Source organism: Streptomyces sp. WM6372, assembly GCF_001279655.1.
In the GTDB taxonomy this organism is placed as follows: Bacteria; Actinomycetota; Actinomycetes; order Streptomycetales; family Streptomycetaceae; genus Streptomyces.
In genome coordinates this window covers 40,708-51,985 of the sequence record NZ_LGDB01000199.1, presented here as the reverse complement: position 1 = coordinate 51,985, position 11,278 = coordinate 40,708, and the positions used below count along the sequence as shown (strand labels likewise).

Below are 11,278 nucleotides of genomic sequence, written 5' to 3'. Positions count from 1 at the left end.
GCTCTCTTCATGTGCGATGACGGTTCTTGCTCTTCTTGGGTTGTTCCGGTGGTGCGGTGTTCTTCGCGGTGGTGCGGTCCCGCCGGTCGCCGGTCGCCGGTCGCCGGTCGCGGGTCGCCGGTCGCCCCCGCCCGTCCTACGGGGCGAGATCGGTGGGCCGCGGCCGCGTCCCCGCCGTCCCGCCCACCAGCAGGACCTGCGCGATGCGCTCGCTCGCGCGGCCGTCCCAGAGCCCGGGGCAGCGCGGCGCGGGCGGATCGTCGAGCACCCGGTTCACCGTGGCCGTGATGCGCTCCGGGTCGGTGCCCGCCAGTACGTTGGTGCCCTCCTCGACGGTGATCGGCCGTTCGGTGTTCTCCCGCAGCGTCACGCAGGGCACGCCGAGGGCGGTGGTCTCCTCCTGGACACCGCCCGAGTCGGTCAGCACCACCCGGGCTGCGTCCTGGAGCGCGATGAAGTCCAGGTATCCGGCGGCCGGGACCATCCGGATCCCGCCCGGGACTCCGATCTCGGCCAGCCGCTCGGCCGCCCGCGGGTGCACGGGCAGCAGCAGCGGGCAGCGGTCGGCGACCTCGCCCAGTGCCTTCAGCAGACCGCGCAGGGCCGCGGGATCGTCCACGTTGGCCGGCCGGTGCAGGGTGAGCAGTCCGTACCCGCCCCGGGTGAGCCCGTAGCGGTCCAGGACGTCCGAGGCCCTGGCCCGGTCCAGGTTGGCGAGCAGGGTGTCGATCATGACGTTGCCGACGACGTGGATCTGGTCCTCCCGGTACCCCTCCGCCCGCAGGTTCGCGGCCGCGTCGGGGGAGGGAGCGAGCAGGTAGTCGCTGACGCGGTCGGTGGCGACCCGGTTGACCTCCTCCGGCATGCTCCAGTCCCGGCTGCGCAGACCCGCCTCCACGTGGGCGAGCAGCGGGCCGGCCTTCGCGGTGACCAGGGCGCAAGCCAGCGTGGAGTTGATGTCCCCGACCACCACCACGGCGTCCGGGGCCAGTTCGTCCAGCAGTGGCTCGAAGGCCGCCATCACCCTGCCGGTCTGCTGGGCGTGCGTACCGGACCCGGCGCCCAGGTACCGGTCGGGCGGGCGGATGCCCAGGTCGCGGAAGAAGACGTCGTTCATGGACTCGTCGTAGTGCTGGCCGGTGTGGACGAGGACCACTTCGGCGCCGCGGCGCTCCAGTGCGTCCATCACCGGTTTGATCTTCATGTAGTTGGGCCGTGCTCCGGCCACGCAGATGATCCTGGGCATGGTGTCAGAGCACCTCCACGGTGGGTCCGGAGAGCCGGTTGCGGCAGTCGAGTACGAACGAGGCGTGCTCGGTCACCATCGCGTAGTCGAAGGAATCGTGGTCGGTGAGCAGGACGACCACGTCGGCCGCGGCCAGCTCCTTGCGGGTCGGCTCCACCCGTACGAGGCGGGAGTCGACCTTGAGGCCCTCCACCACGTGGGGGTCGGCCGCGCGCACCTTGGCACCCATGTCCAGGAGCAGCTGGGAGATGCGCACCGCGGGCGATTCGCGGGCGTCTCCGGTGTTCTTCTTGTACGCCAGCCCCAGCAGCAGGATCTTCGAGCCGTTGACGGAGCGGCGCTTGGTGTTGAGCGCGTCCATGACGCGGCGCGCCACGTACTCGGGCATGTGGCTGTTGATGTCGTTGGCCAGCTCGACGAAGCGGAAGCTCTGGCCGAGCTCGCGCTGGACCCGCCAGGACAGGTACGACGGGTCGATCGGCAGGCAGTGGCCGCCGACCCCGGGGCCCGGGGTGAACTTCATGAAGCCGAACGGCTTGCTGGACGCCGCCTCGATGGCCTGCCACACGTCGATGTCGAGGTGGCGGGCGAACATGGCTATCTCGTTGACCAGGGCGATGTTGACGTGCCGGAAGGTGTTCTCCAGCAGCTTCGCCAGCTCGGCCTCCTTGGGCGAGCTCACCGGCACCGTCTTGTCGACGAGGTCGGCGTAGAAGGTCTCGACGGCCTTGAGCGAGCGGGCGTCCACGCCCGAGACGACCTTGGGCGTCTGCTGGAAGCCCCAGACGGTGTTGCCGGGGTCGATGCGCTCGGGGCTGTAGCCGAGGTGGAAGTCGGCGCCGGCGGTGAGGCCCGAACCGTCCTCCAGGATCGGGCCGAACAGCTCCTCGGTGGTGCCCGGGTAGGTGGTGGATTCGAGGATCACGGTCGCGCCGGGCCGCAGGAAGCGGGCCAGCGTGTGCGCCGACTCCTCGATGTACCGCAGGTCGGGGGCACCGTCCTGTAACGGGGTCGGGACGGTGACGACCGCGACGTCGAAGCCGCCGCAGTCGCGCGCGAGTTCACTGGGCTGGTACGCGCCGCGCTCCAGCGCCCGGGTCAGCCGTTCGGAGGAGACGTCCTCCACGTACGACTCGCCGGCGGCGAGGCTCTTGACCCGCCGGGCGTCCACGTCGTACCCGATCACTTGGTGTCCGACCTCGGCGGCCCTGATGGCCAGCGGGAGGCCGACGTATCCCTGTCCCACGACGACGACGCGCATCAGTGACTCCTGTTCGCGGAACCGGCAGACGATGTGGCGGGCGGCAGTGCGGACGGCGTGCGGCGGATGAGCTCGCGGACCGTCATGAGGAGGAAGGCGGTGTTGGTGGTGAGGTAGCGCTTGCCGAGGCGGCGCGGCTCCTGGAGGGCGCGGTAGAACCATTCGAGGCCCATGCGCTGCCAGACCACGGGGGCCCGCTTGGTGACGCCGGCGAGGATGTCGAACGAGCCGCCGACGCCGTGCACGACGCGGGCGCCGGTGCGTTCGCCGTAGCCGGCGGTGAAGATCTCCTTCTTGGGCGAGGTCATGCCGAGGAAGAGCAGCCGGGCCCCGCTCTCCGCGACGGCGTCGGCGACGGCCGGCTGGTCGGCGTCGTCGAAGTAGCCGTTGCGGCTGCCGGCCACGCGCAGCGCCGGGAAGCGCTCCGCGATCCGGCCGAGCATCAGCTCCAGTACGTCCTGCCGGGCGCCGAGCAGGTAGACGGGTACGCCGGCGGTCTCGGCGGCGGCCAGCAGCCGCATGAACAGGTCGATTCCCGCGACCCGTTCGGGCAGCCGGACGCCGAGGACACGGCCGGCCCACACCACGGCCTGGCCGTCGGCCAGGACCAGGTCGCAGCCGGAGACCGCCGCCGCGAGGCGGGGGTCGCGCCGCATGTTGACCAGCTTGGCGGCGTTGACCATGCCGATCTCGATCTGTTCGCCGTGCCGCACCGCGTCGAGGCAGCGCTGCACGGTCTCGTCCATGGTCAGGGCGTCGAGCGTGACCCCGAACAGGGTGTGCCGGGACGGCCGGCCCTGGGGGTTCTGCCGTCGGGTCATCTCTCCAGCCCCCCGAGCCAGGCGTGGAGCAGCCAGCCGAACTCGTACGGCCTGCACTCGCGGTCGATCACGTCGGGGCGGAAGACCCGGTCGAGCGGGGTCAGCCGGGCTTGCGGGGCCACCTTGGTGGTGAGCCCGCGGGCGGCGCGGACGGCCTTGGCGGGGTCCCCGCGGTAGACCTTGCGCCAGGTGACCCCGTACTTCTCGACGATCATGGGCTCGCGCGGGGTGCCGTCGGGCCCGCTGATCTCGGGCACGTCCGTCATCCAGCGCAGCCCCCGGCGGATGGCGGCGCCGAAGTCGGTGCCGCCCGCCTCGGCGAGGTCGAACAGGGCGGTCGGCGCCATGGCGTGCTGGTGCACGCTGTAGACGGGGTAGCCCTCCACCACGCCGCCCGTGCGGGCGTCGTAGTGCCACCACCACTGTCCGCCGTCCCCCTGGAGCTCGCAGATCCGGGCGGCGCAGGCGTCGGCGGCCGCGAGGGCCTCCGGGTCCGGGCCGCTCGCGTGCAGCCGGGCCAGCGCCTGGAGCGGATAGGTCTGGTCGGCGAAGCAGGCCACGTGCGAGCGGTATCCGGGGACCAGCCCCGGACCGGTGGCGTGCGGGAACAGCGGAGCGCCGGGCTCCCTGGCCGCCAGCAGCCGGTCGCGGGCGACCGCCAGCCGGTCCTCCACGTCCGCCGCGCCGCGGGCCGCGGCGAGGGCGGAGAGCACCCAGGCCGCCTCGACCGTGTACTGCGGACGTCCGGGGACGTCCAGTACGGCCACCCGCGCGAGGGCGTCCGCCAGCTTGGGGTGGCCGGTCTCGGCGGCCGCCCAGGCGATGAGCGCCGCGTCGCCGAGGTTCGTCACCGCCGGCAGCCGTTCCACCAGCAGACCCGCGTACTCCTCGACGCTGTGTCCGCCGAACAGGGCGCGCTGCCGGTCCTCGGGCAGGAACCGTGCCCCCAGCGCGGTGATGGCCGCGTACCGGGTGCTGGTCCCGCGAGCCTCCATGCGGCGGACGCCGTCGGAGGTGACCTTGCCCACCCGGGTGAACACGAAGGTGTCGGCGCCCGGCAGGTACATCTCGGGCAGTCCCGCCTCGGCCAGCGCGAGCAGCCGCTCGGCGAGCGCGTGCAGCGACGGGTCCTCGTGGGCCAGTGCTCCTAATCGTGCTGCTCGTGTCTCGGTCACCGGGTCCCCACCCCGGCTTCCCGTGTGCTGCGCGCACTTCGTATGTCCGAGCTGTACGGCTCCAACACACCTACCCCCTCTGATCGCTCCTCGGACAGACCCGGCGGTCGTCGTTCGGCGGAGGGAATCGCGCATGACGGCGCACGTGCCGGCGGTGTGGTTCCCCCCGATGGCACGAACCGTCCGGGGCCGCCCACTGGATCCCCCCAGCGATGCCCCGGACCGGAGCACGCGCGAACGGCAGCGCCGGGCGGGCGCGTTGCGCGCCGTCCGTCGTCACTTGGTCCGCGATGCCCTCGTCGTGTACAACCCCCCACTGAACAAAGCCTGTTGCCTGCTCAGATCCCGTGTACAGGGACAAGGTATGCCCAAGGATGTTCGCTGATTGCGGTTTTGCGGAAATGCCGCTGACCTAAATTGCCGACGTACCGTCAGGTCCGTTCGGCCAGGGTTCCGTCCTTCTCCTCGTGCAGCGCGCCGGTGCGCGGGCACTCCCACACGCCCGGCTCGCCCTCGCGCTGCACCAGGCGGACACCGGCCCGGCCCACCCAGCCGATGCGGCGGGCCGGTACCCCTGCGACCAGTGCGAAGTCCGGTACGTCCCGGGACACGACCGCGCCGGCCGCGACGAGCGCCCACCGCCCGATCCGCACCCCGGCGACGCACACCGACCGGGCTCCCAGCGACGCCCCCTCGGCCACCACGACACCGGCGGCCTCCCAGTCACCGCCGCGCTTCTGCTTGCCGTCCGGGTCCACGGCCCGTGGGTAGAAATCGTTGGTGAGCACGGCGGCCGGGCCGATGAACACCCCGTCGCCGAGTTCGGCGGGCTCGTAGACGAGCGCGTAGTTCTGGAGTTTCACGCTGTCGCCGATCCGTACGCCGGGCCCCACGTACGCGCCCCGTCCAACGATGCAGTCGCGCCCGAGCCGCGCGTCCTCCCGTACCTGCGCCAGATCCCAGATCGTGGTCCCGTCCCCGAGTTCGGCGCTCTCGTCGACCTGGGAGGAGGGTTGGATGCGGACACTCACGAAGCGGTCCCCTTAGGTTTCGAGGTACTGGCGTACGGCGTACGGGGGGAGCATATGCACGGTGCGACCGGCCCGCCCCGGAGTTCAACCGACTGTTCACGCAGTCGACTTGGGCCCTCAGGAACCCCCGGGCCGGTGGACGGTGAGGGCGCCGTACGCCGACAGGGCGGCGGCCGGATCGCCCCGGCCGTCGCGCAGGGCGGCGTCGAGGAAGGCGAGGCTCGCGCCGGCCGTGATGCGCGGGCCCTCGGTCCGGTCCAGGGAGCCGACGAGCGAGGGGAGGGGCGGCAGGTACAGCGGGGCGTCGGTGAAGGTGAGATGGGCGGCTCCGGGGACGGTGAGCCGGTAGGTCGTCGCGGCGCTGAGGCTGAGGACGCGGGTGAGCTTCGGGAGGTACTCCGGGTCGGTGTCCGGGCCGATGGCCTGGGTGAGCGCGAGCACCGGCTGGCGGAAGGGCTGGGGGGTCGGGTCGTGGGGGAAGCCGTCCAGGTCGATGACAGCGGCGATGGCGGGGTCCTGGCGCGCGGCTTGGAGGGCGGCGCCGCCGCCGAGGGAGTGGCCGGCCGCCGCGACGCGGGCGGTGTCGAGGTGCCCGGTGAGCGGGCCGGCGATCTCTCCGCTGTCGATGCGGCCCAACTGGGCCCGTACGAAGCTCAGGTCGGCGGCGCGGACCGCGGTCCACGCCGCCGCACGCCTCTCGTCCTCGGCGTCGTCGCCCGTCGCCGAGACCTCCGTACGGATCGTGCGGCCGTCGGAGAGCACGACCGCGGCGGAGTCGTAGGGGTGGTCGAGGCCGACGACGACGTAGCCGTGCCCGGCCAGCTCCTCGGCCCAGGCCGTGTTCTGCGTGCGCACCCCGCCGAGGCCGGGGGAGAACAGCACGACGGGGAACCGGTCCGCGCCGCCCTCGCCGCCCTCGCCGCCCGCGCCGTCTCGGCCCGCGCCGTCCGCCGCGGGAACGCCGAAGGTGGCGTGCGTACGGGCGCGCGGGAGGCCGTCCAGCAGGAACCCGGGAAGACCGGAGTAGTCGGCGAGCGCGCCGGACACCACGCGGGCCTCGTGTTCCGTGCGGCCGAGGTAGGGGGCGGGGCGACCGCCGGCGGGGGGCTTGCGTGCGGGATACCAGTACTGGACGACGACCGTACGCCGGTCGTCGGGCGCGGTCGTGGCGGTCTCGGGGCGCTCCGGGTCGGTCAGCTCCAGGACCCCGGTGCCGACCGCGAACCGGCCCGTCGGTGCGGGGAACACCGGCGTGGGCAGCGCCCAGACCGTCGCCGGACCCGCGGCGACCAGCGCGAGGCACACCGCCGACCCCGGCAGCGCCAGCCACCAAGGAGCCCTGCGCCTCGCGCTCCGCAGGAGGGGCGACAGGGCGAACGGCAGGACGACGGCCGCGCCGGCCAGCACCGGCACCATCTGCCAGCGCAGCCCGAGTACGCCGAGCACGGCCCCGGACAGCGCGACCGAGGCCGCCGCGCCGAAGGTGACCGGCCGCCGGGGGCGGGGAGGAAGCCACCGCACCAGCACGAGCGCGAAGGCGCCCAGCACGAGGAGGGCTTCCCAAGGGGACATCTGCACGAGCGTGTTCATCGCATCCACCCCGCCATGGTCCGAGCCCCGCCCACACCTCGGCGTCCCCCTCAGGTCTGGTGACCCCTGCGACCCGAGTCGCACCCGGTGCGTGGCGGCAGCCCCCAAAAAAACCCTGGCAGATCCGGCAAACGGGGGGCTATGGTCATCGCGATGATCACTCAGACCGCTCACGGAATGGGGGTCCCGTCCGCGCAAGGTGAGTGCTGATGCTCACTTCCGCCGCCGACGGCTCCTCCCGTCTCTCCCTCTGGCTGCGCGTGCGCGAGTTCGCCGTGCCGCCCTCCATGATCGCGACCGCCACCGCCCGCCGCCTTGCCGGGGACTGGGCCGGGGCGTGCGCCGCCGCAGGCATCGACCTCGACTTCGACCTGCGTTCCGCGGCACGCACCCACGGGCGCGAACTCACCGCCCGACTCCGCGCCGATCTCCGCCACTTGGCACCCGACCTGCTGCGCTGGCACATGCCCAGGATCGCTCCCGACGGGCTGCTGCGACCGGGCCTGACCCTCACCCTGGCCCGGTACGGCCGGGCCGGGGGCGCGTATCCGGTACACATCGTGGCCCGGACCCCGCCGGCGTGGGCCGATGCCGGTCAGCGGATCAGCCTCGCGCTGTGGGACGGGTCCCGCGCCGGGCCCGGCACCCGCCGGCATCCGCACCCGCACCCCGACCCGCGCTTCCGCCTCGACCTGCACCGCCACCTCTGGGACGCACGGCAGGCCGATGAGCTCCGCATCCGATCCGGCGCCGATCTCCCCTCAAGAAAGGCCGGTCTAGCGGGACTTGTGCCTCAGGGGCTTCGCTGTGCCGTGGACCGCTGGGCGGCCGAGGCGGCGATCCTGCTCGACGCCGAGGAGCGTGCCACCCGTACCGTCGGCGTGCGGCTCGGGTCCCGGCGCCGGTTGGACCTGGAGCTCGTGGGGGAGGGCGGCGGCCGGCCGCCGGACGTGCGGATCTCGGCAGCCGCCAACGGTTCCGGCGCCCCTGCGCCGCCGGTCCTGCCCGACGCGGCGACCTGGGTCCTGCCCGACCTGGACCTGCTGCGCAGCGGGTGGATCGAGCCCGACCGACTGCACCCGCTCGTCGCCCCGGCGCTCGTACCGGACCACGCGCCGCCCGGTCCGTCCCGGGTCCCGGACCGGGCGGGACAGCCTCACCTCGTCGAGTGCAGGGGCTCTCAGCACCGGATCGGCCTGGTCGACGGGGTACTGGCCCCGCTCGACCACGATTCGGACGAGATTCGGCGGGAGGAACTGCTGGTCGCCCTGACCGGCACCCCGCTGCCCTGCCTCCAGGCGATCGACCAGGCACACCGCCGGCCGGACTGCCTCTCCGGCGTACGCGAACGCCTCGACCACGGCGACACCGCCGGCGCGCTGGCCGTCGTCGAGCGGCTGCTCGGCCCCGACGCACTGCTGCGCGACGGAGCCCTCCGGGACGAACTGGAGGCGGCCGCGCGACGCCGGATCACGTACGGGCTGTACAGGGCGGACCTGACCGGCCCCCGGCCCAGACCCAAGCCCGGCGATCTGCTCCCGGGCATCCGCCCCCCGCGCGAGCGCCGCTCGCGCCCGCGCCGCTGACCCGGCGTACACCACGAACCCCAAAGGTGCTCGAACATGCCCGCATACACCCCGTTCGCCGTCACGGACGCCCCCTCCGACCCGGCTCCCGCCTCCCAGCTCGACATCGCCGGCGCGCTGCTGTCCCTGCTGCGCGACACCACCACCGAACCGCGCCCCGACACCCAACTGGAGGCCCTGACCCTGGCCGTTGCCGCCGACCTGCCCGTACTCCTGTGGGGCGAGCCGGGCATCGGCAAGACCGCGGCACTGACCCAGCTCGCGGCCTCCCTGGACCTGCCGCTGACCACGGTGATCGCCAGCGTGCACGAGCCGTCCGACTTCTCGGGCCTGCCGATCATCGGAGACGACCCCGCGCAACACGGTGTTCCGATGGCCCCGCCGGACTGGGCCGTACGCCTGGTACGGGCCGGCCGGGGACTGCTGTTCCTGGACGAGCTGTCCACCGCCCCGCCGGCCGTACAAGCCGCCCTGCTCCGCCTCGTTCTCGAACGGCGGATCGGCGCGCTCCGACTCCCGCCCGGGGTACGGATCGTGGCCGCCGCCAACCCGCGCTCCTCGGCCGCCGACGGCTGGGAGCTGAGCCCGCCGCTGGCCAACCGGTTCGTCCACCTCCAGTGGACCCACGACCACGATGTCGTCGTACGGGGTCTCGGCGGGACGTGGCCCCGGGCCACGCTGCCGCGCCTCGACCCCACCGTGCTGCCGCATGCCGTGGACCACGCTCGCCGCGCCGTGTGCGGACTGCTCGCCGCACGCCCCACACTCGTACACCGGCTCCCCACCGGTGAAACCCGCCGCGGCGGCCCCTGGCCGTCACCGCGGAGCTGGGAGATGACCCTGCACCTGATCGCCTTCGCGACCGCGGCCGGCTCCTCCCGCGACGTACTCTCCCTGCTGGTCAGGGGCACGGTGGGCGACGGGCCCGGGCTGGAGCTGCTGGCGGCCCTGGACCGGATGGAGCTCCCGGACCCCGAGGAACTGCTCGCCGATCCGGCCGCCGCCGCCCTGCCAGAGCGGGGCGATCTGCGGCAAGCGGTCCTCGACGGCGTGGTCGAGGCGGTCCGGGGGCGTCCGGAGAAGGCGCGCTGGGACGCGGCCTGGGCGCTGCTGGTCCGGGCGCTGGAGACGGGCGCCCCGGACCTGGTCGTCGTACCGGCCACCGCGCTCGCCGCGCTGCGCCGCGAGGAGTGGGACGTACCGGAGGCGATCGAGCGGCTCGCCGGTCTCGTGAGCCTGTCCCGGCGGGCGGACCGGGCGACGGCCCGGGCCGTGGCGGCCACGAACGGCACGCGATGAGCGGGGGTTCGGGGACGTTGGACCGCGACAAGCTGTTCGCCGCCCGGCTGCACGCCGCCCGCGTCCGGCCGTACCTCGCGACCGCGCTGTTCGCCCTGCACACGGTGGAGTCGCGCCGGGTGCCGACGATGGCCGTTGACCGGCACTGGCGGTGCTACGTCTCGCCGTCGTTCGTGGACCGTACGCCGGAGGAGGAACTCGCCGCCGTATGGGTGCACGAGGTGTCGCACCTGCTGCGCGACCACCACGGGCGCGGCGACCGGGTCGCGCGGGAGCGCGGGCTGCACGGCCCGGCGGAGCGGCTGCGGATGAACATCGCGGCGGACTTCGAGATCAACGACGACGTGTACGGCGACGGACTGGTCCGGCCCGAGGGCGCCGTCCAGCCGGCCGCCCTGGGGCTGCCCGAGGGGCAGCTCATGGAGGACTACCTGCGGCAGTTCGGGCTCGGACCGGCCACGCAGCACATGGCGTGGCTGGACTGCGGCAGCGGCGCCGACGGGCTGGAACGGGAGTGGGACCTCGGGGAGGACGGCGCGCACGGGCTCGGCGAGCAGGAGCGGGACGCGGTGCGGTTCCGGGTGGCGCAGGGCATCACCGGCCGTCCCGGCAGCGCCCCGAGCGGGTGGCGGCGGTGGGCGGAGGAGGCCTTCCATCCGCCGCAGCCGTGGCGGGAGTTGCTGGGGGCGGCGGTCCGCTCGGCGGCCACCGGCTCCGGCGCGGGCGAGGACTACACGTACGGCCGCCCCGCGCGGCGCTCGGCCGGGGTGCCGGGCGTGGTGCTGCCGAGCCTGCGGCGCAGGCCGCCCCGGGTCTGCGTGGTCATCGACACCTCGGCGTCGGTCAGCGACGCGGAACTGGGCAGCGCACTGCTGGAGGTCGCCGCGATCTCCCGTGCGGTGGGCGGCCGCCGGGACCTGGTCACGGTGGTGCCGTGCGACGCGGCGGCCCGGATCGCCCACCCACTGTGCCGCGCCGAGGGCATCCCACTGGTGGGCGGCGGCGGTACGGATCTGCGTACGGGCTTCGCGAAGGCGCTGGGGTCGGGGGCGCGGCCGGACGTCATCGTGGTCCTGACCGACGGCCAGACGGCGTGGCCCACCACCCGTCCCCCGTGCCGCACGGTGATCGGCCTGTTCGCGCGGCAGCGCTCTTGGGACGAGGACGACCCCGACTACGTCCCGGATAGGCCACCCGCGTGGGCCGGCGTGGTCGACATCGGCTGAGGCAGGGCGCGGAAAGTCATGTGCGGATCCGGCATCCGGTTGA

At 73.7% G+C, this 11,278-nt stretch carries 9 protein-coding genes; 3 read left to right on the top strand and 6 right to left on the bottom strand.

The window, feature by feature from the left end; translation table 11 throughout:
- Window positions 1-136: 136 nt before the first annotated feature.
- From wecB to ADK52_RS24155, 6 genes are all read right to left on the bottom strand, one after another.
- Window positions 137-1,246: a non-hydrolyzing UDP-N-acetylglucosamine 2-epimerase gene (wecB, locus tag ADK52_RS24180; protein WP_053691942.1), complete on the bottom strand. Its 1,110-nt coding sequence runs from the start codon at window positions 1,244-1,246 to the stop codon at window positions 137-139.
- 4 nt (window positions 1,247-1,250) lie between these two features.
- Window positions 1,251-2,507, bottom strand: a complete 1,257-nt coding sequence (locus tag ADK52_RS24175) for a nucleotide sugar dehydrogenase (RefSeq protein WP_053691941.1) — start codon at window positions 2,505-2,507, stop codon at window positions 1,251-1,253.
- Window positions 2,507-3,328: a WecB/TagA/CpsF family glycosyltransferase gene (locus ADK52_RS24170; protein ID WP_053691940.1), complete on the bottom strand. Its 822-nt coding sequence runs from the start codon at window positions 3,326-3,328 to the stop codon at window positions 2,507-2,509. Before ADK52_RS24170 ends, ADK52_RS24175 begins: the two co-directional genes overlap by 1 nt.
- A complete protein-coding gene (locus ADK52_RS24165) occupies window positions 3,325-4,503 on the bottom strand; it encodes a hypothetical protein (RefSeq protein WP_053691939.1) in 1,179 nt (392 codons plus the stop codon). Before ADK52_RS24165 ends, ADK52_RS24170 begins: the two co-directional genes overlap by 4 nt.
- Window positions 4,504-4,934: 431 nt before the next feature.
- Window positions 4,935-5,534, bottom strand: coding sequence for an acyltransferase (locus ADK52_RS24160; RefSeq protein ID WP_053691938.1), 600 nt, complete (start codon window positions 5,532-5,534; stop codon window positions 4,935-4,937).
- A 117-nt stretch (window positions 5,535-5,651) separates the two neighbouring features.
- Window positions 5,652-7,124 (bottom strand): alpha/beta hydrolase family protein, encoded by a 1,473-nt coding sequence (locus tag ADK52_RS24155; RefSeq protein WP_053691937.1) that lies wholly within the window; start codon window positions 7,122-7,124, stop codon window positions 5,652-5,654.
- Window positions 7,125-7,333: 209 nt separating this feature from the next.
- On the opposite strand from ADK52_RS24155, the gene ADK52_RS24150 reads away from it, so the two are divergent.
- The 3 genes from ADK52_RS24150 to ADK52_RS24140 are packed head-to-tail and all read left to right on the top strand — an operon-like array spanning window position 7,334 to window position 11,235.
- Window positions 7,334-8,710: a hypothetical protein gene (locus ADK52_RS24150; RefSeq protein WP_053691978.1), complete on the top strand. Its 1,377-nt coding sequence runs from the start codon at window positions 7,334-7,336 to the stop codon at window positions 8,708-8,710.
- 36 nt (window positions 8,711-8,746) lie between these two features.
- Window positions 8,747-10,009, top strand: coding sequence for an AAA family ATPase (locus tag ADK52_RS24145; RefSeq protein WP_053691936.1), 1,263 nt, complete (start codon window positions 8,747-8,749; stop codon window positions 10,007-10,009).
- Window positions 10,006-11,235 carry a DUF2201 family putative metallopeptidase gene (locus ADK52_RS24140; protein ID WP_053691935.1) on the top strand — a complete coding sequence of 410 codons (1,230 nt, stop codon included), beginning with the start codon at window positions 10,006-10,008 and terminating at the stop codon, window positions 11,233-11,235. Before ADK52_RS24145 ends, ADK52_RS24140 begins: the two co-directional genes overlap by 4 nt.
- The last annotated feature ends 43 nt before the right edge of the window (window positions 11,236-11,278 follow it).

Coding starts and splice junctions, on each gene's coding strand:
- wecB (WP_053691942.1), bottom strand. CDS start 1,246: ATGCCCAGGATCATCTGCGTGGCCGGAGCACGGCCCAACTACATGAAG.
- ADK52_RS24175 (WP_053691941.1), bottom strand. CDS start 2,507: ATGCGCGTCGTCGTCGTGGGACAGGGATACGTCGGCCTCCCGCTGGCC.
- ADK52_RS24170 (WP_053691940.1), bottom strand. CDS start 3,328: ATGACCCGACGGCAGAACCCCCAGGGCCGGCCGTCCCGGCACACCCTG.
- ADK52_RS24155 (WP_053691937.1), bottom strand. CDS start 7,124: ATGAACACGCTCGTGCAGATGTCCCCTTGGGAAGCCCTCCTCGTGCTG.
- ADK52_RS24150 (WP_053691978.1), top strand. CDS start 7,334: ATGCTCACTTCCGCCGCCGACGGCTCCTCCCGTCTCTCCCTCTGGCTG.
- ADK52_RS24145 (WP_053691936.1), top strand. CDS start 8,747: ATGCCCGCATACACCCCGTTCGCCGTCACGGACGCCCCCTCCGACCCG.
- ADK52_RS24140 (WP_053691935.1), top strand. CDS start 10,006: ATGAGCGGGGGTTCGGGGACGTTGGACCGCGACAAGCTGTTCGCCGCC.